The sequence below is a fragment of the Streptomyces sp. NPDC093544 genome (genome assembly GCF_040683495.1).
Lineage (GTDB): Bacteria > Actinomycetota > Actinomycetes > Streptomycetales > Streptomycetaceae > Streptomyces.
Window position 1 is genome coordinate 96,912 of the sequence record NZ_JBFBEA010000005.1, and the last position, 21,629, is coordinate 118,540.

The window sequence follows — 21,629 nt, forward strand, 5'->3', positions numbered from 1 at the left end:
GACTCACGCCTTGGTGATGTCCTCGCGATCCTCGTCCGGCTCCCGCCCCGGAGTCTTCAGATCGAACTTGGTGATCGCGAAACGGAAGATCACGTAGTACACGACGGCGAAGCACAACCCGATCGGAATGATCGCCCAAGGCTTCGTCGCCAAGTTCCAGTTGATGACGTAGTCGATCAGACCGGCGGAGAAACTGAAGCCGTCGTGCACCCCCAGACCCCACGTCACCGCCATCGAAACACCGGTCAGCAGCGCGTGCACCGCATACAGCAACGGCGCGATGAACACGAAGGAGTACTCGATCGGTTCGGTGATACCCGTGACGAACGAGGTCAGCGCGATCGACAACATCAGACCGCCAACCTCCTTGCGGCGATGAGGCTTTGCGCAGTGCGTCATCGCCAGACAGGCGGCCGGCAGCGCGAACATCATGATGGGGAAGAAGCCCGAGGTGAACTGACCCGCGTTCGGGTCGCCCGCCAGGAACATGTTGATGTCACCGTGCACCACCGTCCCGTCCGGCTTGGTGTAAGTGCCGAACTGGAACCAGATGGGCACGTTCAGGAACTGGTGCAGACCGATCACCAGCAGCGCGCGGTTGGCGATACCGAACACACCCGCACCCCAGGCGCCGAGCCCCACCAGCCAGTCGCTGAAGCTCTGCAGACCGTCACCGATCGGCGGCCACACCCACAGACACAGCGCGGCGACCGCGATCGCGACGAACGACATGATGATCGGCACAAGCCGGCGCCCGTTGAAGAAGCCGAGCCAGTCCACCAGCTTCGTACGGTGGAAACGCTGCCAGAAGTACGCCGACAGCAACCCGATGACGATCCCGCCGAACACCCCGGGATTCTGATACGAGAAGACAGCCACCGTGCCGTCCGACGCCTGACAGCCGGCCGCCACCTTCTGCGCACCGCTCGCACAGTCGATCGGGAACTGGCGCAGCACGTTGTAATAGACGAGGAACCCCGCCAGCGCCGCCAGCGCCGTCGACCCGTCCGACTTCTTCGCCATCCCGATGGCCACACCCACACAGAACAGCAACGGCAGCCCGAGCGACCCGTCCAGCAGCGCGCCACCGGCGCCCGCCATCACCTTCGAGACGTTCGTCCAGCCCAGGCCGTCATCACCGAACACATCCGGCTGGCCGAGCCGGTTGAGGATGCCCGCGGCCGGCAGTACGGCAATGGGAAGCTGAAGACTCCGTCCCATCTTCTGCAGACCCTGGAACAAGTTGTTCCACGGCGTGCGCGCGGGCGCGGCGGCACTGCTGGCACTCATGAGCGTCCTCCGGGCGGAACCGGGTTTGGCGCCCATTCGTAGACTGGTGTAGACCAGTCCGCGAACGGTCGCACTGTCGTGAACGCCATGATTCGGTACCCATGACATGACCGCTCGCGAAGATGGGCCAACTGTGGGTTACTGCGACAAAGCGGTTCGGATCAGGGAGTAGGACATGGCCACCAAGGCTGAGAAGATCGTCGCCGGACTCGGCGGCATCGAGAACATCGAAGAAGTCGAAGGCTGCATCACCCGCCTCCGCACCGAGGTCATCGACCCGAGCAAGGTCGACGAAGCCGCCCTGAAGGCCGCCGGCGCCCACGGCGTCGTCAAAATGGGCACCGCCATCCAGGTCGTCATCGGCACCGACGCCGACCCGATCGCGGCGGACATCGAAGACATGATGTGAACCACCACGTTTTCTAACACCGTGACTCACCCCTGAGGGGCTGCTTCCGTAACCGGCGGCAGCCCCTCACCCGTATACGGCTAGGCTCATCGCCATGTCTCGCATCGACGGCCGCACCCCCGAACAGCTGCGCCCCATCACCATCCAGCGTGGCTGGAGCAAGCACGCCGAGGGCTCCGTCCTCGTCTCCTTCGGCGACACCAAAGTCTTCTGCACCGCCTCAGTCACCGAAGGCGTCCCGCGCTGGCGCAAGGGCAGCGGAGAGGGCTGGGTCACCGCCGAGTACTCGATGCTCCCGCGCGCCACCAACACCCGCGGCGACCGCGAGTCCGTCCGCGGCAGGATCGGCGGCCGCACCCACGAGATCTCCCGCCTCATCGGCCGCTCCCTGCGCGCCGTCATCGACTACAAGGCGCTCGGCGAGAACACCATCGTCCTCGACTGCGACGTCCTCCAGGCCGACGGCGGCACCCGCACCGCCGCGATCACCGGCGCATACGTCGCCCTCGCCGACGCCATCACCTGGGCCCAGGGCAAGAAGCTCATCAAGGCCGGCCGCCAACCGCTCACCGGCACAGTGTCCGCGGTCTCCGTCGGCATCGTCGGCGGAATCCCCCTCCTCGACCTCTGCTACGAAGAGGACGTACGGGCCGACACCGACATGAACGTCGTCTGCACCGGCGACGGCCGCTTCGTCGAGATCCAGGGCACCGCCGAAGCCGAGCCCTTCGACCGCAAGGAACTGGGCGCCCTGCTCGACCTCGCGGTCGCGGGCTGCGACGAGCTCGCCGCCGTACAACTCGCGGCACTTGAGGCAACCACCAGTTAACCCTTCGCGTTCTAAGGGGTACGGGCGTACGGTCCAGCCGTGCGTCCCGGCCCGGCCCCAGCACGGGGGCCGGCCGACCGCACCAAAGGGTCGACCACGTCACGTGATCGACCACGTCAAGAGGTCGATCACACCAAGAGGTTGACCACATCTTGCCCACGGGGAGGGACCGTTCCATGGCCGCGCGCCAACGCCGACGCACCGCCGCATTCGCCGTCATCGCCGCACTCGTCGCCATACCGACGGCTGTCGGCTGCGACGCCGTCAACAAGGCCCTGGACTGCGTCCAGACCGCCGACGCCATCGCCGACAGCGTCACCGACCTCCAGCAGGCCGTCGAGAACGCGGCGGAGGACCCGACGCAGACCGACGAGTCCCTCAACTCGATCGAGCAGAACCTCGACAAGATCGGCGACAAGACCGACAACGCCGACATCAACAAAGCGGTCGACGACCTCAACAAGGCTGTCTCCAACGTCCGTACGGCCATCAAGAACGGCGACGAGACACCCGACATCAGCCCGGTCACCGACGCGGCGGGCGAACTGACGAAGGTCTGCACGCCGTAACCGTCACGCGGGGGCTTGGGGAAACTGCTACGCAGGGGCTTGGGGATACTGAGGGGCATGACCCGCCTGATCCTCGCCACCCGCAACGCCGGAAAACTCACCGAACTGAAGGCGATCCTCGCCGACGCAGGTCTCACCCACGACCTCGTCGGCGCGGACGCCTACCCCGACATCCCCGACGTCAAGGAAACCGGCGTCACCTTCGCCGAAAACGCCCTCCTCAAGGCCCACGCCCTCGCCCAGGCCACCGGCCTCCCCGCCGTCGCCGACGACTCCGGCCTCTGCGTCGACGTCCTGAACGGCGCCCCCGGCATCTTCTCCGCCCGCTGGGCCGGACGGCACGGCGACGACGTCGCGAACCTGGCCCTGCTCCTGGCCCAGCTGGGCGACATCGCCGACGAACACCGGGGCGCCCACTTCGCGTGCGCGGCGGCGCTCGCTCTGCCGGACGGCACGGAGCGGGTGGTCGAGGGTCAGCTGCGCGGAACCCTCCGGCACGCTCCCGTCGGCACGAACGGCTTCGGGTACGACCCGATCCTCCAGCCGGAGGGGGATACCCGGACGTGCGCGGAGATGGACCCCGCGGAGAAGAACGCGATCAGCCATCGGGGGAAGGCGTTTCGGGGGTTGGTGCCGGTGGTTCGGGAGTTGTTGGGCTGAGGGCAGATACGGGAACGGCCTGCGAATCCTTCGATTCGCAGGCCGTTTACTGTGCGGCGGAAGGGATTCGAACCCTCAAGCCGTTTCACGGGCCACAGATCCTAAGTCTGCTGTGTCACCTCTGCACCACCGCCGCCGGACGCTTGTCATCGTACCGGTCACGCGGCTGCCGGTGCGCGGGGGTTTATGTCACGCCGTTTCCCGGCTTCGACTGCCTCCCCGGCACCAGGTACTGGTGATCGCGTGGCAGTTGGGGCAGAGCAACCGCAGGTTCTCGCGCCGGTCGTCACCCCAGTCACCGTTGATGTGATCGACCTCCAGGGTCATGGGCCTGCCGAGCCATTCCGGGCCAGTGCCGCACCTGGCGCACTCCTCTGCTACGCCGACCTCGTTGAGGGCTCGACGTAGGCGCTTTGTCGTCGTCCGCTGCTTGCCCTTGTGCTGTACCAGAACATCCTCAGGTCGCTTCGCGTTCGGGGCTCGCCGTCCCCGTTGGTGTGCCTGCCCAAGGAAGTGTTCCGTCGAGAGACGATCGTCGGCGATCCACTCGCGCAGCTTCTTCCGCTGCGCACCGTTGTCCGTGAGACCCAGACGGCGCAGCACCTCCGCCAAGGAGGCAGACTCGCTGACGGCCGCCCGTAACTCGTAGAGGGCGGGTAGGGCGGGTCGGCCGCAGGGGCCGAAGTGCGAGATGTCGATACCGAAGTGGGCGAATCGCTTGGTGAGGTAATTGCGGAGGTAGCCGTATGGCCGGGTGCCGAAGAAGGCAATGACCTCGTCGAGGTCGGAACACCGAGCTGCTGCCTCGGCCAGGCGCTCGCGGGTGTACTGCACGCCGCTGGTCACGAGGCGCGCCCCTTGCCGCGCCCCCGATAACTGTCAGTTGTCGAGTGGCAGTTGGGGCAAAGGAGCCGCAGGTTCTCGATGCGGCTGTTCCGCCAGTTGCCGTCGACGTGGTCGACCTCCAAGGGGAGCGGCTCCCCGAGCCACACTCCTTCGATCCCGCACAGGGCGCAGCGCTCCGCTACGCCCAGTTCACCAATCGCCCGCTTCAGACGGCTGCTTGGGACCCGCGTGGCGTGTTCCGACGTGTCCTCGGTGAGGATCTCCTCGGCCGTCCGGCGGCGCTGGTTGTACCGCTGCCGCTCTGTGCGGACCACTGGCGTGAAGTGCGAGGTGTCGATGCAGTAGGCCTTGATGCGGCGGGAGATGTTCGTATGGTGTCCGCCGACGACCTCGAGCCCGAGCCGCCGTAGAACCTCGTTGACGCTTGTCGACGCTGCGACCACCGGCTCAAGGATGTCCCTCGTCCACTTGGCACCCTCCCGCTCGAAGTGCGAGACGTTGACCCCCAGCTTCTTCATCCGATCGGAGATGTACCGCCGCTTCCAGCTCTTCGGATCCACCCCCAACTTCCCCAACGCCTCAGACAACGTCCGCGACGACCTGGCCGCCTCCTCCAGACGCTCCCTGGTGTACGGGCTGACCGGCATGATTCCCCTCCGTTCCGGCCACACGTTCGTGACCTCGTACGGAGTAACGAACCGTTTATCGGACAGTCACGCCCGAAACGTAAAGCGGCCCGTACCGGATCACGCCGGTACGGGCCGTTCCTGAAGCGACAGTGACAGCGGCAGCGGCCTCAGACCCCCAGGTCCTTGATGATCTTCGCGACGTGGCCCGTCGCCTTGACGTTGTAGAAGGCGTGTTCGATCTTGCCCTGTTCGTCGACGACGAGGGTGGAGCGGATGACGCCGACGTAGGTCTTGCCGTAGTTCTTCTTCTCGCCGTAGGCGCCGTAGGCCTCGATGACCTTGGTGGACGGGTCGCCGACCAGGGTGACCTTCAGGTTCTCCTTCTCGCGGAACTTGGCGAGCTTTTCGGGCTTGTCGGGGGAGACGCCGATGACGTCGTAGCCGGCGGTCGCCAGGACGTCGAGGTTGTCGGTGAAGTCGCAGGCCTGCTTCGTGCAGCCGGGGGTCAGGGCGGCCGGGTAGAAGTAGACGATGACCTTGCGGCCCTTGTGGTCGGCGAGGGAGACCTCTTTGCCGTCGGCGTCGGGCAGGGTGAAGGCGGGGGCGGTGTCGCCGGGCTGGAGTCGCTCGCTCATCGGTACCTCACGTGGCCGGGGGTGGGTGGATATGGGTTGCGGACTACGGAACGAGCGTAATGGGGGTGCCGAGGGGTGCGTCGCCGCCCGAGCTGACAGACTGTCGGGAGCAAAGGGCCAGATACACGACCACGGAGGCAGCGCGGTGCCGGACACGTCGGACACGTCGGATACCAGGACTCCGGCGCAGATCGAGGCGGACATCAAGCGCCGCCGCGAAACCCTCGCCGAGACACTCGACGAGATCGGCGTGCGCGTGCACCCGAAGACCATCGTCGGGGACGCCAAGGCCAAGGTCGCCTCCAATATCGATCACACGCTGGGGCGCGCGTACGTCGGCGTCAACCGGGTCGTCAGCGATGTGAAGGGCCAGTTCGTCAGCGAAGAAGGCGCGCCGCGGCTCGAACGCATCGTGCCGGTGGCCCTTGTCGTGGTCGGGATCGTCGGGCTGCTCGCCGTCGGTTCGCGTCGGCGCAAGCGCTGACCCGGCGACGTACCGACCGATTGAAGGCAGGTAGGTTCGGGGCGTGAGCGCCAACCGGGACAAGCAGAGCACCGACCTTGACGACAAGTTGCCCATCCGCATGCTGCACGACCGTGTGCTGGTGCGGCAGGACGCCGCCGAGGGCGAGCGGCGTTCCGGCGGCGGCATCCTGATCCCAGCGACGGCGGCCGTCGGCCGGCGCCTGGCGTGGGCGGATGTTGTCGCGGTCGGGCAGAACGTACGGACGGTGGAACCGGGCGACCGTGTCCTGTACGACCCCGAGGACCGCGCCGAGGTCGAGGTGCGCGGGACGGCGTACGTGTTGATGCGCGAGCGGGATCTGCATGCCGTGGCCGCGGACCGTTTCGAGGGGTCCGAGGACTCGACGGGCTTGTACCTGTAAGTACGTGACCTGCGCTTCGTTGCCTGTGAGGGGCTGGTGACCATCGTCACCAGCCCCTTTGTCGTTCCTTTGCTACCTTGGAAGGACCCCGACGAGACGCGCCGTACCGGGCCCCGTGAATACACCGGCAAAGACGACGCACCCCCTGTTGTTCCATCACGGAGGTGCCTCTCATGGCCTGGGTTCTGCTGCTCGTCGCCGGTCTGCTCGAAGTCGGCTGGTCGATCGGGATGAAATACACGGAAGGTTTCACGCGGCTGGTGCCGAGCGTGCTCACGGGTGCGGGCATCGTCGCGAGCATGATGCTGCTGTCGTACGCCGCGAAGTCGCTGCCCATCGGTACCGCCTACGGCGTCTGGGTCGGGATCGGCGCGGCCGGTGCGGCAGTGCTCGGCATGGTCGTGCTCGGTGAGCCGGCGACCGCCGCCCGGATCTTCTTCGTGTGTCTGCTGCTGGTGGCCGTGGTGGGGCTGAAGGTCACCTCCGGCCACTGAGGGCCTGAGGTCACCTCCGGCCCCTGAGGCCCGGTTACGGTTTTCGGGTCGCGGGGCGGTTCAGCGGCCCCGCCCCAGCGATCGCCCCCACGTCCGTCCCCCCGGTGTCCGTCCCGCCGTCCGTTGTTCCGCCGTCGGTGGTTGTGCCGCCGTCCGTGGTGGTGCCGTCGGTGGTCGCGCCGCCGTCGGTGGTGCCGGTGGTGGTGGTTCCGCCGTCTGTGGTGGTGCCGTCCGTGGTGGTGCCGCCCGTTGTCGTGGTGGTGCCGCCGTCCGTCTGGCCCTGGGTCTGGCCGTTTGTTTGGCCCGGGGTCTGGGACGGGGGCTGCGAGCCGCCCGTCGTCGTGCCGCCGTTGTCCTGGCCGCCGGTGGCGGGGGGTTCGGTGGTGGGCTCGTCGGTCGGGGGCGGCGGTTCCTCGGCGCCCGGCTGGAGTTCGAGGTCGAAGTCGGTCGCCTCGGTGCCGTCCAGGGCGGCCTTGGTGAACTGGGCCCAGATCTGCGCCGGGGGCCCGCCGCCGTTGATGCGGGCCTGGCCGAGGGCGCCGTAGAGGGATTTGTGCGCGCCGGTGTCGGGGTCCTGGCCCATGACGGAGACGACGGTGGCGAGGTCGGGGGTGTAGCCGGCGAACCAGGCGGCCTGGTCCTCCTCGGCGGTGCCGGTCTTGCCGGCGGCGGGCCGGTCGGCGCCCTGGGCGGCGGTGCCGGTGCCGCCGTCGACGACGCTCTGGAGCATGGACGTGGTCGTGTCGGCGGCCTCGCGGCTCACCACCTGCTGGGTGTCCTGCTGCGGCAGCTGTACGTCCGCCGCGCCGTCCTTGGTGATCTTGTCGACCAGGGTGTACGTGCCGTGCTTGCCGTGGCTGGCGAGGGTGGCGTAGGCCTCCGTCATGTCGAGGACGCTGGCGGTGGCCGGGCCGAGTGCGATGGACGGGGTGGCGGTCAGGTCGGGGGTGTTGGAGGGGAGTCCGAGGTCGATCGCGGTCTGTTTGACCTTGGCGGGGCCGACGTCGACCGCCATCTGCGCGTACACCGCGTTCACCGACTTGTCGGTGGCGGTGCGGACGGTGATGTCGCCGTAGGAGACGCCGTCCTCGTTCTCGGGTGCGTAGGTGCCGCCGTTCCAGCCCTCCACCGGGCGCCGGTCGGTGCCGTCGTAGAGCGTGTTCGGGGTGATGGTCCGGCCGTCCTGGGTCTGTGAGTCGTTCTGGACGGCCGAGGTGAAGACGAAGGGCTTGAAGGTGGAGCCGACCTGGTAGTCGCGGCGGGTGGCGTTGTTGACGTACTGCTTGGTGTAGTCGATGCCGCCGTACATCGCGACGACCTTGCCGGTGGAGGGGTCGATGGCGACGCCGCCCGCGCGGACGTAGGTGTCGACCTTGCGGTTCTCCTTGTCGAGCTTGTCCATGACCTGGTCGTTGACGGCTTCGACGAAGGCGTCCTGCTTCGGTTTCTGGATGGTGGTGGTGATGCGGTAGCCGCCGGTGGAGAGGGTGTCCTCGTCGATGATCTTGTTGGTGGTGAGGTAGTCCCTGACGGCCTGGACCAGATAGCCGCGCTGGCCGGACATGCCCGCCGAGCCCTTGGCTTCCTTCGGCGTCGGGAACTTGACGGCGGCGCGGTCCGAGGCGCTCAGCCACTTCTTCTTGACCATGCCGTCGAGTACGTAGTTCCAGCGGGCCTCGGCCGCGGCCTTGTTCTCGGGGTGGGCGATCACGTCGTACTCGCTCGGCGCGTTCAACAGCGCTGCGAGGTAGGCGCCTTGACCCACCGTCAGGTCGATGGCGTCGACGCCGTAGTACGCCTGGGCGGCGGCCTGGATGCCGTACGCGTTGCGGCCGAAGTAGCTGGTGTTGAGGTAGCCCTCGAGGATGTCGTCCTTGCTCTTCTCGCGGTCGAGCTTGATGGAGATGAAGAACTCCTTCACCTTCCGGGTGACCGTCTGCTCCTGGCCCAGGTAGTAGTTCTTCACGTACTGCTGGGTGATCGTCGAGCCGGACTGCTTGCCCTTGCCGGTGACGGTGTTCCAGGCGGCGCGGATCATCGCCTTGGGGTCGACGGCCGACTCGGAGTAGAAGTCCCGGTCCTCGGCGGCGAGTACCGCGTGCTGGGCGTCCCTGGAGATCTGTGCGAGTGCCACGTTCTCGCGGTTGACCTCGCCGTCGCGGGCGAGCTGGCTGCCGTCCGCGTAGAGGTAGACGTTGCTCTGCTTGGTCGCGGCGGCGTTCGCGGGCGGGATCTTGACCAGGTAGTAGCCGAGCGCGAAGAGGCCGATCAGGAGCAGGACCACGGTGAGGAAGGTGCCGAGCACCATGCGCCAGGTCGGGATGATCCGGCGCCAGCCGGTGCGCTTCTGCTTCTGCTTCTGCTTCTGCTTCTGCTTCCCGCCGGGCGCCGGCTGCGGCACGGGACCAAAACCCGGACCCGGACCCTGACCAGGTGTCTGTCCTCGTCCCGGTCCCGGTTCCCTGGGCGCCCAGCCCTGGTGGTTCTGCTGCGGATGCGGCTCGTCACTCATTTGTTCGCCGGACTCCCGTTTCGCGTCGTACGTTGCCGTACGCCCTCGTACGCCTCTTACGCCCCCTCTTGAAGACTGTCGCACCATGCGTTCAGTTCCCTCACCTCGGCACGCGTCGCGCCGGGAAAATGCCTGGCGGGGCGTGTCACCCGGCGGCTAGGCTCGTGCGCTTCGGCCTTGACGCGCTGAGGGAGGGACACTTTGTGGGCACAGCGCGGTTGTACGTGGCCGTCGCGGTCGGCGGTTTCCGTCGGTACGCCACCTACCGGGTGGCCACGGCGGCGGGCCTGTTCACCAACACCGTCTTCGGGCTGATCCTGGCGTACACCTTCATCGCGCTCTGGGACGAGAAGCCGCACCTCGGCGGCTACGACCAGACGCAGGCGCTCACCTATGTGTGGCTGGGGCAGGCGCTGCTCACGGTGGTGTCGGTCATGGGCGGCGGTTTCGAGGACGAGCTGATCGAGCGCATCCGTACGGGGGACATCGCGATCGACCTGTACCGGCCCGCCGACCTGCAACTGTGGTATCTGGCGCAGGACATGGGCCGGGCGCTGTTCCATCTGCTGGCGCGCGGCGCGGTTCCGCTGGCGTTCGGCGCGCTCTTCTTCGAACTCGCGTTGCCCGCAGACCTGTTGACGTGGATCGCGGCTCTGGTCGCGGTCGCCCTCGGGGTGGTCGTCAGCTTCGCGATCCGCTATCTGGTGGCGCTGTCCGCGTTCTGGCTCATGGACGGGGCGGGCGTGGCGCAGATGGCCTGGATCCTCGGGATCTTCTGCTCGGGGATGGTGCTGCCGCTGAACGTCTTTCCGGGCGTGCTCGGCGAGGTCGTACGCGCGCTGCCCTGGTCGTCCCTGATCCAGGCGCCCGCGGATGTGCTGTTGGGTACGGCCGATCCGCTGGGCACGTACGTCTTCCAGATCGCCTGGGCCGTCGCGCTGCTCGCGGCCGGGCGGCTCGTGCAGTCGGCGGCGACGCGGAGGGTGGTGGTCCAGGGTGGCTAGCCAGGTCGACGAGCGGGTGCCGGACACCCGGTGGCCCACACCCAGGCAGGGGGTGTACGCCCGTGTGCGTGACGGGTTGCGCGCCTACCGCATGATCGCCGCCATGTGGATCCGCTCCACGATGGCCTACCGCGCCTCCTTCGCGATGACCCTTTTCGGCAACTTCGTGATGACCGGCCTCGACTTCGTGACCATCCTGCTGATGTTCTCGCAGGTCGACCGGCTCGGCGGTTACTCGCTTCCCGAGGTCGCCTTCCTGTACGGCCTCGGGGGCACCGCCTTCGGTCTGGCGGACCTGGGGTTCGGCACGATGGACCGGCTGGGGCGGCGGGTGCGCGACGGCACGCTCGACACGCTTCTCGTGCGGCCGGTGCCCGTCCTCGCCCAGGTCGCCGCCGACCGTTTCGCGGTGCGCCGCATCGGCCGGGTCACCCAGGGACTGCTGGTCCTCGGGTACGCGCTCGCCGCAATCGACGTGTCCTGGACGCCGCTCAAGGTGCTGCTGATCCCGCTGATGCTGCTCAGCGGCGGCGCGATCTTCGGGGCCGTGTTCGTGGCGGGCGCGGCCTTCCAGTTCGTGGCGCAGGACGCGTCCGAGGTGCAGAACTCCTTTACGTACGGCGGCAGTACGCTCCTTCAGTACCCGCCGACCGTCTTCGCGAAGGACCTGGTGCGCGGGGTGACCTTCGTGTTCCCGCTGGCCTTCGTCAACTGGCTGCCCGCGCTGTATGTGCTGGGGCGGCCCTATCCGCTCGACCTGCCGACGTGGGTCGCCTTCACCTCGCCGCTGGTGGCCGCGGGCTGCTGCGTGCTGGCGGGCCTTGCCTGGCGGGCGGGCCTTCGTTCGTACCGGAGCACGGGGAGTTAGGGGATTTTCTTGTACGCCGATGTGGACGTGGACAGCGAACTCGCGGGCGTGGACGGTGACTTCATCGTGCTCGAAGGGGTCGAGAAGGTCTTCGACGTGCGCAAGAAGACCGGGTTCCTGCGCAGTGAGCGGCGGCAGGTGCGGGCCGTCGACTCGATCTCCTTCACCGTGCCGCGTGGGCAGATGGTCGGTTACATCGGCCCGAACGGCGCCGGCAAGTCGACCACCATCAAGATGCTGACCGGCATCCTCACGCCGAGCGGCGGCCGGTTGCGGGTCGCGGGCATCGACCCGTCGCGCGAGAGGACCCGGCTCGCGCAGCGCATCGGCGTCGTCTTCGGGCAGCGTACGACCCTGTGGTGGGACCTCCCGCTGATCGACTCGTACCGGCTGATGCACCGCATGTACCGGATCCCGGACGCCCGTTACCGGGAGAACCTCGACCGGTGTGTCGAACTCCTTGAGCTGGGCGCCCTGTTGGACGTGCCGGTACGCCAACTCTCGCTGGGGCAGCGGATGCGCGGTGACATCGCGGCGGCCCTGCTGCACGATCCGGAGGTGCTGTATCTCGACGAGCCGACGATCGGGCTCGATGTGATCAGCAAGGCGCGGGTGCGGGAGTTCCTGCGGGACCTGAACGCCGAGCGCGGTACGACGGTCCTGCTCACCACCCATGACCTCACCGACATCGAGCAGTTGTGCAAGCGGGTGATGGTCATCGACCACGGGCGGCTGATGTACGACGGGGCGCTGTCGGGGCTGCACGAGGTGGGGGAGAGCGAGCGGACGCTGGTGGTGGACCTGGAGCGGGAGCTTCCGCCGATCGAGGTGGCGTCGGCGCGGGTGGTGAAGGTGGAGGGGCCGCGGCAGTGGCTGGCGTTCCCCGCGGCCGAGTCGGCGGCTCCGCTGGTGGCGCGGATCGCGGCGGAGTACCCGTTGGTGGACCTCTCGGTGCGGGAGCCGGACATCGAGGCGGTCATCAGCCGCATGTACGCGGAGAAGTCGGTCTCGTAGGCTGGCTCCATGACCGAGGACCTCCCCGAACTCCGGGCGTCAGATGCGGACCGAGAGCAAGTCTCCGAAGTGCTGAGGGACGCCCTCGCGGAGGGCCGCCTCGACATGGAGGAGTTCGAGGAACGGCTGGAGGCGACGTACAAGGCGCGTACGTACGGGGAGTTGGCGCCGATCACTCGTGATCTGCCGTCCCCGGGTGTGACGCCGCCCGTGGTGAACATGGTCAAGCAGCCCGCCGGGAGCGGGACGGGGGCGTGGGCGGACCGGATCGTCGGCGGCGAGGGTTCCTCCGAGTGGGGTGTCGCGATCATGGCGGGGTTCCAGCGCAAGGGGCGCTGGACGATGCCGAAGCGGTTCAACTCGTTCGCGTTCTGGGGCGGCGGCGAGATCGACCTGCGCGAGGCGTACTTCGCGGACCGCGAGGTGGTCGTCAACTGTGTCGCGATCATGGGCGGTATGAATGTCGTCGTACCGCCGGGTGTCGAGGTCGTCGTGCGCGGCATCGGCATCATGGGCGGCTTCGACCACCGTGAGGAGGGTGTCCCGGGCGAGCCCGGCGCCCCGCGGGTGATCGTCACGGGGTTCGCCTTCTGGGGCGGCGTGGGCGTGGAGCGGAAGCTGACCCGAGCCGAGCGCCTGCGGCTGAAGGAGGAGCGCCGCCAGGAGAAGCTGGAGCGGCGCGAGGCCCGCAAGGAGTTGCAGGGTTCACGGAGTGACGGTCTCGGCGACGCGTTCGACGCGCTCGAGGAGGCCCGCGACATGGTTCGCGAACGGCGTGAGGACCGCAGGGACCGGGACGAGGAGCGCCGGGAACGGCATCAGGCGCGCCGCGACGAGCGCCATCGGCGGCGTCACGGGGGCCACTGAGTTCCGGCGAGGTTCTTCGGGGGTGCGGGGCTGTGTCTCCGTGCGGCTCTGCGGTGGGATGTGACCGGCATCCGCGGCGTCACGAGGGTCACTGAGTTCCGGCCGGGTGGGTTCTTCGGGGGAGCCGCCCCCGGAGCGGGGCTGGGTCTTCCTACGGCCCCGCGCCGCGCCGCGACCAGCCATTGCGGTCCGCGGTGATTACAACGCGGCCGACACCGCCCCCTTCAGCGAACCGAGGTCGAACACCTCCGCCATCCGCTCGTAGCCCTTGTCGCTGGGGTGCAGATGGTCCCCGGAGTCGTACTCGGACCGGAACCTGCGCGGGTTGTAGGGATCCCGCACCGCCTTGTCGAAGTCGACCACCGCGTCGAACACCGTCCCCGACCGGATCTCCGCGTTGATGGCCTGCCGTTCGTCCTCGCGCTGCTTGGAGTACCCGCCGTGGCCCTGGAAGGGCATCAGTGTCGCCCCGACGACGCGCAGTCCATGGGCGTGCGCCTGCCGGACCAGCGTGCGCAGGCCTTCGGTGATCGTGTCCGGGTCGGCGTCCGGGTTGCGCAGGATGTCGTTGATACCGAGGTCGATGACGACGGCCTTGACGTTCGTACGGCCGAGGACGTCGCGGCCGAAACGGGACAGGGCGCTCGGGTTGTCGGCGGGCCGGCCGAGCCCCGAGGACAGGATCTGGTTTCCGCCGATGCCTTGGTTGACGACGCTGTAGCGGGGAACTCCGTCGGTGCCGGCGGCGGCGCGCAGCCGGTCCGAAAGGTAGTCGGTCCAGCGGTGATTGGCGCCCACGGTGGATGCGTCGCCGTCGGTGAGGGAGTCGCCCAGGGCGGCGACGGTGCCCTCGGAGTCGTCGCTCAGCACGTCGACGGCGGTCAGATAGCGCCAGTACGGAGTCTCCTCCGTATACGCGGTGCCGCTCGCGTCGTCCGCGAGGTCGCCCTCGGCGGCGTAGGAGATCTGGCGTGCGTGCGGGTGGTAGGTGACCGGGCCCGACTGTGTGGGCGAGAACGTGGTCACGAGTACGTCCGAGTCGGGCGGGATCTGTACGCGTACCGCGTCGCTCATCACCTGCTGCCCGGAGGGGATGACCACCGAGGTGCTGCCGCCGAAGGTGAGGCGGGTCATGGTGCCGGCCGTGGCGGCGGCGCTGTTCGCGGTCGCCGCGACGCCGATCGTGGCGTGTGTGAGGGTGAGCGGCTGCTGTCCGTAGAGGTTGGACAACGTGATCCGGGCACTCGTACCGCCGGCGCTCGTGTGGACGACGTTGCGGACCGACTTGCCCGCCATGCCGTTCGTCTCGGTGCCGGGCTCGGCTCCGACGGGGGAGGCCGACCAGGTGCCGACCCACAGGCCGGTGGAGGCGGGGGCGGCCGGGCCCTGCGGGGCCGTGCGACCGCTGGCGAGGTTGCTCTGCCCGCCGCCCTCGTCGGTGGCGACACCGACGTATATGGCGGCGGAAATGACCACGATCACAGCGACGATCGCGGCCAGCAAGGCATAACCGTGACGCTTGGTCATGCGGTGCGTTTCTCCTCGGGCGATGGGAGCCCGAGGCTCCGGTGTGATCACCCCATGATGCGCCATGGGGTGGGGCGAAGTTGCGACACCCCCGTAAATTCCCCCGTAAATTCCCGCGCGACTTGCCCCGGAACTTTCCCCGACCTGACAGACGACGGGAACTCCTGTTCCGTTCCAGGAGTCGGTCAGGAAGGGACAATGTGTACGGGTACGGGGGACGCGAACGGGTGGAGTGAATGGAACGTACGAATCCGGATGAAGCGGGCGCGGGCGCCGAAGGGCAGCATGCCCTGCCCGACGCCGCGATGAACCGGGAGGGCGCCCCCAAGGCCGACGCGCGCCGTGCGATGACCTCTTTCAGCCCCGCCGACGAGGAGAAACAGCGGGGCGTACGCCGGATGAAGGCGACGGCGGTCGGCCTGCTGCTCTTCGTGGCGGTCGTGTACGTCCTCGCCAAGTGGGCGTCGAACGAGGGCGCGGGCCCCTGGGCCGGATACGTCGCCGCGGCCGCCGAGGCCGGCATGGTCGGCGCGCTCGCCGACTGGTTCGCGGTGACGGCCCTCTTCCGCCACCCACTGGGCCTGCCCATCCCGCACACGGCGATCATCCCCACCAAGAAGGACCAGCTGGGCGTCTCGCTCGGTGAGTTCGTCGGGGAGAACTTCCTGTCGGAGGAGGTCGTACGCGGCCGGCTGCGCGCCGTCGGCATCGGCAGCCGTCTCGGTGCCTGGCTCGCCGAACCGGAGCACGCCGACCGGGTGACGGCGGAGCTGGCCGCCGCGCTGCGGGGGGCGCTGACCGTGCTGCGCGACTCCGATGTGCAGGCGGTGGTCGGCGAGGCGATCACGCGGCGCGCGGACGCCGCCGAGATCGCGCCCGGGATAGGAAAAATGCTGGAGAAGATCGTCGCGGACGGCGGCCACAAGCGCGTCGTGGACCTGGTCGTCGCGCGCGCCCACGACTGGCTGGTGCTGCACGACGAGCAGGTCATGGGTGCGGTGCAGGGCGGCGCCCCCGGCTGGACCCCGCGGTTCGTCGACAAGAGGGTCGGCGAGCGCGTCTACAAGGAACTGCTCCGCTTCGTCACCGAGATGCGCGACGCCCCCTCGCACCCGGCCCGTGGCGCCTTGGACCGTTTCCTCACCGACTTCGCCTCCGACCTCCAGTCCGACACCGAGACCCGCGCCCGGGTGGAACGCCTCAAGGGCGAGGTCCTCGGCCGCGGCGAGGTCCAGGACCTGATCGCGTCCGCCTGGACGGCCGTACGGTCCATGATCGTGTCCGCCGCGGAGGACGAGCGGAGCGAACTGCGGCTGCGGGTGCGGGCGTCGTTGCTGTCGCTGGGTGCCCGGATGGCGGTGGAGCCCAAACTCCAGGCCAAGGTGGACGGCTGGGTCGAGGGTGCGGCGGTGTACGTCGTGACGACGTACCGGCGCGAGATCACCTCCCTGATCACCGACACGGTCGCGGGCTGGGACGCCGAGCACACGACCAGGAAGATCGAGGCCAACATCGGGCGCGACCTGCAGTTCATCCGGATCAACGGCACCGTGGTGGGGTCGCTGGCGGGGCTGCTGATCTATACGGTGTCGCGGGCGTTGGGGGCGTGAGGGCGGGCTGCGGTTGCGGCTTCCGCTTCGGGTGCGGCTTGGGGTGGTGCGCCCCGCGTGCCGCCAGGTGGCGCTCGCCACGCGCTGCTCGCCGGGCGTGCGAAGCGCAGATCAGGGCACTCTGGTTGGGTCACCCACGGATCACTCACTGATCGCTCGTCGATCACTCAGGGTCACTCGACGGAGAGGGAGCCATGACAGCATCAGCGACGCCGGGCGCTGTGCCCGCCTCTACGGGAACGATCACCACGGCAGTACCGGCCCGTCTGGACCGGCTGCCGTGGTCCCGCTGGCACTGGATGATCGTGATCGGCCTGGGAACCGTATGGATCCTGGACGGCCTGGAGGTCACCACCGTCGGCAACATCGCCGGCCGCCTCTCCGAGGAGGGCAGCGGTCTTGCCGTCTCCTCCGCGCAGATCACCGGTCTCGCGGCGGCGCTCTACGTGGCGGGTGCCTGTGCGGGAGCGCTGTTCTTCGGCTGGCTGACCGACCGGTACGGCCGCCGGAAGCTCTTCATGATCACCCTGGCGGTCTATCTGGTGTCGACGGCTCTCACGGCGCTGTCCTTCTCGCCCTGGTGGTTCTTCGTCTTCCGCTTCTTCACCGGCTTCGGTATCGGTGGCGAGTACGCGGCCATCAACTCGGCGATCGACGAGCTGATCCCGTCCAAGTACCGCGGCCGGGTCGACCTGATCATCAACGGCAGCTACTGGCTGGGCGCGATCGGCGGAGCGCTGCTGTCCGTCCTGATGCTGAACACGTCGATCTTCCCCAAGGACGTCGGCTGGCGACTGACCTTCGCGCTCGGCGTCGTACTGGGCCTGGTGATCCTGCTGGTCAGGCGACATGTGCCGGAGAGTCCGCGCTGGCAGTTCATCCACGGCCACGGCGAGGAGGCCGAGGCCCTGGTCTCCTCCGTGGAGCGCGAGATCGAGCAGGAGAAGGGCGAACAGCTGCCGCAGCCCGATCGTGAGATCACCATCCAGCAGCGCAAGAGCATCGGCTTCGGCCTGATCGCCAAGACCGTCTTCGGCCGCTACCCGAAGCGGGCCACGCTCGGCCTCGCGCTCTTCATCGGGCAGGCGTTCCTCTACAACGCGATCACCTTCGGCTTCGGCGCCATCCTCACCACGTTCTTCGACGTGCCGACCGGCAGCACCGGCTACTACTTCGCCGTCATCGCGGCCGGCAACTTCCTGGGCCCGCTGCTGCTCGGCAAGCTGTTCGACACGGTCGGCCGGCGCATCATGATCTCCTCGACGTATCTCCTCTCCGGCATCCTGCTGTTCGGCACGGCCTGGCTCTTCGACCGGGGCTCGCTGAGCGCGGTCACGATGACGGCCTGCTGGTGCGTGGTGCTGTTCTTCGCGTCGGCGGGTGCCTCCAGCGCGTATTTGACGGTCTCCGAGATCTTCCCGATGGAGACCCGCGCCATGGCCATCGCCTTCTTCTACGCGCTCGGCACGGCCGCCGGCGGTATCAGCGGCCCGCTGGTCTTCGCCGACCTCACGGAGTCCGGCGTGGTCGGCGACACGGTGCTCGCCTTCCAGATCGGTGCCGGCCTGATGTGCGCGGCGGGTCTGGTCGCGGTGTTCTTCTCGGTGAGGGCGGAGGGCCGTTCGCTGGAGGACATCGCGACGCCGCTGTCGGTGGTCGAGAAGGAGTCGCCGACTTCGGCACCGGCGACGTGATGGGGCGGGACTTCCGGCGGGGGAGCTTGAGTAGCCGGGCGGAGAGCCTGAGTACGCGTACTCTGTCGGGCCCCCGCAGGCCGCGCAAACCTCGTACGCATGACCGAGAAGCTGTTGAGCCCTCTGCGAACGCGCCCCTGGCCGGAACGCTGGCTGACGCGCACGCTCGGCGCCGCCCTCTCCTGCGCGACGTACCTCGTCTGTGTCCCGTGGGATCTGAACAACCGCGCCCGGACGCCCGGTTCCCTCGACGAGACGACCCCGGTGACGGCCGTCGGGGTCGCCGGCCTGGCCCTGGTCCTGCTGACGCTGGCGGCCTACTTCGGCCACCGGGACTACTTGGGCTGGCCCCTGCTGCTGGTGGCGGGGCCCCCTGCGGCCCTGCTGCACATCTCCCTGCGCACGAACCCCGGACCACCGGACGGCATGGCACACTCGTGGCCCTTGACGTGGGGGTTCTGCACGTTCCTGATCGGTGCCGCGGTACTCGTCGCGGCCACGGTGGCCCGCCGGTTCAGGCCGGCCGAGGAAGACTCGACGGACGGCCTGCTGTACGCCCGCCTCACGTGAGGAGCCGCTCCCGATGACCGTCCGAAGGATCGTCCCCGACATCCAGGTCGACTCCGAGGAGTCGATGGAGACCAGCCGTGACTTCTACGGCCTGCTCGGCCTGGAGCAGGTCATGCACCTGGGCTGGGCCATGACCCTCGCCTCCCCTTCCAACCCCACCGCCCAGATCAGCTTCTTCACCGAGGAGCGGACCGCCCCCGTCGTCCCCGACCTGAGCGTGGAGGTCGAGGACGTCGACGCGGTGTACGCGCAGGTGGTCGCCTCGGGCGCGGAGGTCGTACGGGAGTTGCGCGACGAGGAGTGGGGCGTACGGCGCTTCTTCGTACGGGATCCGAACGGGCGGATGGTGAATGTGCTGGGGCATCGGGGCTGATGTCTGAGGCACCGGCACCGGCTGAGGCACCGGCACCGGCACCGGCTGAGGCACCGGCACCGGCACAGGAACCCGGTTCGCGGCTGAGGGCTGAGTCGCCGCCGGCTCACTGCTGGCCGTAGAAGTAACGCGAACCCTTCTCGATGAAGTAGTTGGCGTAGACGCGTCCGAGGGCCGGCTTGCCGCGGTACATCCCCACGTACTGCCGTGCGTTGTCGACCACGACGGGCCGCGCCATACTGCTGAACTTGACGCGCTGCTGCTCCTCGGCCCACTGGACCGCGGCGGGTTCGACCCGGTCGCTGACCAGCACGGGGAAGGAACCGACCCCGTTCTGCAGGCCGACGGGCAGGCCGCCCTTGGTGTCCTTGGCGTACTTCATCACCTGGTCGGTGAAGGCCGCGACGGTGGAGACGGTTATCTCCGGGACCGCGGCGGCCACGGTGAACAGGTGCAGCTTCGTCGCCATCCAGCTCAGCCGGAAGTCGGCCCGCCGCCCGACGAGTACGGGGACCCCTGCCCAGTCCTCCCACCGTGTGGCACATCCGTCGGCGGCCAACCGGCCCTCCACGAGGGCCAGATAGGCCGCCGACGACGTCTGCTCCGGCTGACTGTGCGGTCCGTGCGGTCCGTGCGGTGAGTTCATGGGCGGGATCCTATGCGCCCGTTGTGGACCCTGGCCGAATGATCATCAGGATCGTGACGGTGGCCCAGAGGAGGTTGAAGATCCCGGTGAACATGGCGAGCCGTGCGGTCGCCCGCGGGGTCACCACGACCGCTCGGCCCCCGGCGTCCCAGATGCCCTCCATGATCGACGCCTGCCTCGGCAGCACCAGCGCGGCGAGGACGACCGCGGCGAGGGCCGTCAGCACGATCGAGACGATCAGCCAGGTGTCGCCGAGTACGCCCATGTTGCTCGCCGTGGCGAACCCGAAGGCGGGGACGGCGACGGCGACGGTGGCGTACACCCGGCAGATGCGATGCAGCAGGCGCGCGGTCGCGAGGGTCTGTGCGTCCCCCGGTTCGGCGAGCGCCTTGCGCGCTGTGGGCGGGAACATGCTGGCGGCGACCGTGACGGGCCCGATGGCGACGATCGCGACGATGACGTGGACGGCGAGGAGGAACTTGGTCACGGGGTGACGGTAGGGGCGGCGGGGATCTTCCAGAAGTGGCGGTTTTGCCAGTACTCAACGGATTCTCGCCAGCGGTGGTTTGTGAGAGGTACGGGGTTGGCGGAGCCTGCCGATTCGCCGATTCCAGGTGCTGCCGGGTATGCGTGCCAGGTAAACGTGCCGGATACGCGTGCCGGATACGCGTGGCTCGATACCCGCCTATGCCCTGCTGACCGAAATCCGTCGTACCCCTACTCTTTTGCCATGCACACCGTTGCCGTACTGGCGCTCGACCAGGTCATCCCGTTCGATCTCTCCGCCCCGATCGACACCTTCGGCTGGGCGCGGCTGCCGGACGGGCGGGAGGCGTATCGGGTTCGGGTCTGCTCGGCGACGGAGGAGGTGAGCGCGGGTCCGTTCGCGGTGCGAGCCCCGTACGGGCTTGAGGCGCTGGCCGAGGCGGACACGATCATCCTGCCGGGTGTCGCCGACCCGACCGTCCCGCTCCCGCCGGGCGTCGCGGAGGCGGTGCGCGCGGCGGCCGCGAACGGCACCCGGATCGCCTCGGTCTGCGTGGGCGCCTTCGTCTTCGCGGCCACCGGCCTGCTGGACGGGCTGCGCGCGACGACGCACTGGATCGCGGCCCGGGACCTGGCGGAGATGTACCCCGCCGTGACCGTCGACCCGAACGTCCTTTACGTCGACAACGGCCAGTTCCTCACCTCGGCGGGCGCCGCCGCCGCGATCGACATGTGCCTGTACATGATCCGCAAGGACCACGGCTCGGCGGTCGCCGCGTACGCGGCCCGGATGTCCGTCGTACCGCTCGAACGGGAGGGCGGCCAGGCCCAGTTCATCATCCACACCCAGCCACCGGTACCGGCCGGCGCCACCATGGAGCCCCTCCTCAACTGGCTGGAGGAGAACGCCGAGCGCGAACTGACCCTGGAGGACATCGCCGCCCGCGCCGACATGAGCACCCGTACGCTCAACCGCCGCTTCCGCGAACAGACGGGCACCACACCTCTGCAGTGGCTGCACCGGGCCCGGGTGCGGCGCGCCCAGTACCTCCTGGAGACGACCACGTACCCGGTCGAACGCATCGCGTCCCAGGCGGGGTTCGGCTCACCGACGGCGTTCCGGGAGCGGTTCAAGCGGGTGGTGGGGACGAGTCCGTACGCGTATCGGCGGGCGTTTCAGGGGGCGGGGGACAGCGCTGCCTGAGGTGGG

24 protein-coding genes, 1 tRNA gene and 1 riboswitch are annotated in these 21,629 nt (G+C 68.5%); of the genes, 16 read left to right on the plus strand and 9 right to left on the minus strand.

Annotation, left to right across the window (positions count from 1 at the left end; all coding sequences use genetic code 11):
- Positions 1 to 3 precede the first annotated feature (3 nt).
- Complete coding sequence (locus tag AB0N66_RS08630) at positions 4 to 1,290, minus strand: PTS transporter subunit EIIC (RefSeq protein ID WP_365430909.1); 1,287 nt, start codon at positions 1,288 to 1,290, stop codon at positions 4 to 6.
- 175 nt (positions 1,291 to 1,465) lie between these two features.
- Here AB0N66_RS08630 and AB0N66_RS08635 point away from each other — a divergent pair, with 175 nt between their 5' ends.
- From AB0N66_RS08635 to rdgB, 4 genes are all read left to right on the plus strand, one after another.
- Positions 1,466 to 1,699 carry a glucose PTS transporter subunit EIIB gene (locus AB0N66_RS08635; protein ID WP_112449866.1) on the plus strand — a complete coding sequence of 78 codons (234 nt, stop codon included), beginning with the start codon at positions 1,466 to 1,468 and terminating at the stop codon, positions 1,697 to 1,699.
- 94 nt (positions 1,700 to 1,793) lie between these two features.
- The gene (gene rph, locus AB0N66_RS08640) at positions 1,794 to 2,528 is read left to right on the plus strand and encodes a ribonuclease PH (RefSeq protein ID WP_365430415.1); all 735 of its coding nucleotides are present in this window, start codon (positions 1,794 to 1,796) and stop codon (positions 2,526 to 2,528) included.
- 176 nt (positions 2,529 to 2,704) lie between these two features.
- Positions 2,705 to 3,097, plus strand: coding sequence for a hypothetical protein (locus AB0N66_RS08645; protein WP_365430417.1), 393 nt, complete (start codon positions 2,705 to 2,707; stop codon positions 3,095 to 3,097).
- A 57-nt stretch (positions 3,098 to 3,154) separates the two neighbouring features.
- Entirely contained in the window at positions 3,155 to 3,757 is a 603-nt protein-coding gene (gene rdgB / locus AB0N66_RS08650) for an RdgB/HAM1 family non-canonical purine NTP pyrophosphatase (RefSeq protein WP_365430419.1), read from the plus strand.
- Positions 3,758 to 3,809: 52 nt separating this feature from the next.
- On the opposite strand, the gene AB0N66_RS08655 is transcribed toward rdgB, so the two are convergent.
- From AB0N66_RS08655 to bcp, 4 genes are all read right to left on the minus strand, one after another.
- Positions 3,810 to 3,893 (minus strand) — tRNA-Leu (locus tag AB0N66_RS08655).
- A gap of 53 nt (positions 3,894 to 3,946) precedes the next feature.
- On the minus strand, positions 3,947 to 4,603 hold the full coding sequence (locus AB0N66_RS08660) for an HNH endonuclease (protein ID WP_365430421.1): 657 nt from the start codon (positions 4,601 to 4,603) through the stop codon (positions 3,947 to 3,949).
- The gene (locus AB0N66_RS08665) at positions 4,600 to 5,250 is read right to left on the minus strand and encodes an HNH endonuclease signature motif containing protein (protein WP_365430423.1); all 651 of its coding nucleotides are present in this window, start codon (positions 5,248 to 5,250) and stop codon (positions 4,600 to 4,602) included. The genes AB0N66_RS08660 and AB0N66_RS08665 overlap by 4 nt, the downstream gene beginning before the upstream one ends.
- 149 nt (positions 5,251 to 5,399) lie before the next feature.
- Positions 5,400 to 5,867 carry a thioredoxin-dependent thiol peroxidase gene (gene bcp / locus AB0N66_RS08670; protein ID WP_365430425.1) on the minus strand — a complete coding sequence of 156 codons (468 nt, stop codon included), beginning with the start codon at positions 5,865 to 5,867 and terminating at the stop codon, positions 5,400 to 5,402.
- A 145-nt stretch (positions 5,868 to 6,012) separates the two neighbouring features.
- On the opposite strand from bcp, the gene AB0N66_RS08675 reads away from it, so the two are divergent.
- From AB0N66_RS08675 to sugE, 3 genes are all read left to right on the plus strand, one after another.
- Entirely contained in the window at positions 6,013 to 6,351 is a 339-nt protein-coding gene (locus AB0N66_RS08675) for a DUF3618 domain-containing protein (RefSeq protein ID WP_365430427.1), read from the plus strand.
- 100 nt (positions 6,352 to 6,451) lie between these two features.
- On the plus strand, positions 6,452 to 6,754 hold the full coding sequence (locus AB0N66_RS08680) for a co-chaperone GroES (RefSeq protein ID WP_326790934.1): 303 nt from the start codon (positions 6,452 to 6,454) through the stop codon (positions 6,752 to 6,754).
- Between the two features lie 61 nt (positions 6,755 to 6,815).
- A riboswitch (guanidine-III (ykkC-III) riboswitch) is annotated at positions 6,816 to 6,897 on the plus strand.
- 30 nt (positions 6,898 to 6,927) lie between these two features.
- Positions 6,928 to 7,248, plus strand: coding sequence for a quaternary ammonium compound efflux SMR transporter SugE (sugE, locus tag AB0N66_RS08685; RefSeq protein WP_365430429.1), 321 nt, complete (start codon positions 6,928 to 6,930; stop codon positions 7,246 to 7,248).
- 34 nt (positions 7,249 to 7,282) lie between these two features.
- Here the strand turns inward: sugE and AB0N66_RS08690 are convergent, their stop codons facing one another.
- On the minus strand, positions 7,283 to 9,760 hold the full coding sequence (locus AB0N66_RS08690; RefSeq protein WP_365430431.1) for a transglycosylase domain-containing protein: 2,478 nt from the start codon (positions 9,758 to 9,760) through the stop codon (positions 7,283 to 7,285).
- 203 nt (positions 9,761 to 9,963) lie between these two features.
- On the opposite strand from AB0N66_RS08690, the gene AB0N66_RS08695 reads away from it, so the two are divergent.
- From AB0N66_RS08695 to AB0N66_RS08710, 4 genes are read left to right on the plus strand one after another with little or no spacing between them, the layout of a single operon-like run.
- A complete protein-coding gene (locus AB0N66_RS08695; RefSeq protein WP_365430433.1) occupies positions 9,964 to 10,764 on the plus strand; it encodes an ABC-2 family transporter protein in 801 nt (266 codons plus the stop codon).
- Positions 10,757 to 11,632, plus strand: a complete 876-nt coding sequence (locus AB0N66_RS08700) for an ABC transporter permease (RefSeq protein WP_365430435.1) — start codon at positions 10,757 to 10,759, stop codon at positions 11,630 to 11,632. Before AB0N66_RS08695 ends, AB0N66_RS08700 begins: the two co-directional genes overlap by 8 nt.
- A 9-nt stretch (positions 11,633 to 11,641) precedes the next feature.
- Positions 11,642 to 12,646 (plus strand): ABC transporter ATP-binding protein, encoded by a 1,005-nt coding sequence (locus AB0N66_RS08705; protein WP_365430437.1) that lies wholly within the window; start codon positions 11,642 to 11,644, stop codon positions 12,644 to 12,646.
- 9 nt (positions 12,647 to 12,655) lie between these two features.
- Entirely contained in the window at positions 12,656 to 13,513 is an 858-nt protein-coding gene (locus tag AB0N66_RS08710) for a DUF1707 domain-containing protein (RefSeq protein ID WP_365430439.1), read from the plus strand.
- A gap of 198 nt (positions 13,514 to 13,711) precedes the next feature.
- Here AB0N66_RS08710 and AB0N66_RS08715 read toward each other — a convergent pair whose 3' ends face one another.
- A complete protein-coding gene (locus tag AB0N66_RS08715) occupies positions 13,712 to 15,040 on the minus strand; it encodes an SGNH/GDSL hydrolase family protein (protein WP_365430441.1) in 1,329 nt (442 codons plus the stop codon).
- Between the two features lie 236 nt (positions 15,041 to 15,276).
- Here AB0N66_RS08715 and AB0N66_RS08720 point away from each other — a divergent pair, with 236 nt between their 5' ends.
- The 4 genes from AB0N66_RS08720 to AB0N66_RS08735 all read left to right on the plus strand — a co-directional run bounded on the left by AB0N66_RS08720 (position 15,277) and on the right by AB0N66_RS08735 (position 19,287).
- Complete coding sequence (locus tag AB0N66_RS08720) at positions 15,277 to 16,650, plus strand: DUF445 domain-containing protein (RefSeq protein ID WP_365430443.1); 1,374 nt, start codon at positions 15,277 to 15,279, stop codon at positions 16,648 to 16,650.
- 194 nt (positions 16,651 to 16,844) lie between these two features.
- Entirely contained in the window at positions 16,845 to 18,344 is a 1,500-nt protein-coding gene (locus tag AB0N66_RS08725) for an MFS transporter (protein WP_365430445.1), read from the plus strand.
- A 99-nt stretch (positions 18,345 to 18,443) separates the two neighbouring features.
- Positions 18,444 to 18,914 (plus strand): hypothetical protein, encoded by a 471-nt coding sequence (locus AB0N66_RS08730; protein WP_365430447.1) that lies wholly within the window; start codon positions 18,444 to 18,446, stop codon positions 18,912 to 18,914.
- A 13-nt stretch (positions 18,915 to 18,927) separates the two neighbouring features.
- Entirely contained in the window at positions 18,928 to 19,287 is a 360-nt protein-coding gene (locus AB0N66_RS08735; RefSeq protein WP_365430449.1) for a VOC family protein, read from the plus strand.
- A 106-nt stretch (positions 19,288 to 19,393) separates the two neighbouring features.
- On the opposite strand, the gene AB0N66_RS08740 is transcribed toward AB0N66_RS08735, so the two are convergent.
- Positions 19,394 to 19,933: a levansucrase gene (locus tag AB0N66_RS08740; RefSeq protein WP_365430451.1), complete on the minus strand. Its 540-nt coding sequence runs from the start codon at positions 19,931 to 19,933 to the stop codon at positions 19,394 to 19,396.
- Between the two features lie 10 nt (positions 19,934 to 19,943).
- Positions 19,944 to 20,420 (minus strand): hypothetical protein, encoded by a 477-nt coding sequence (locus AB0N66_RS08745; protein ID WP_365430453.1) that lies wholly within the window; start codon positions 20,418 to 20,420, stop codon positions 19,944 to 19,946.
- A gap of 243 nt (positions 20,421 to 20,663) precedes the next feature.
- Between AB0N66_RS08745 and AB0N66_RS08750 the strand changes: the two genes are divergently transcribed.
- Positions 20,664 to 21,623, plus strand: a complete 960-nt coding sequence (locus tag AB0N66_RS08750; RefSeq protein ID WP_365430455.1) for a helix-turn-helix domain-containing protein — start codon at positions 20,664 to 20,666, stop codon at positions 21,621 to 21,623.
- The last annotated feature ends 6 nt before the right edge of the window (positions 21,624 to 21,629 follow it).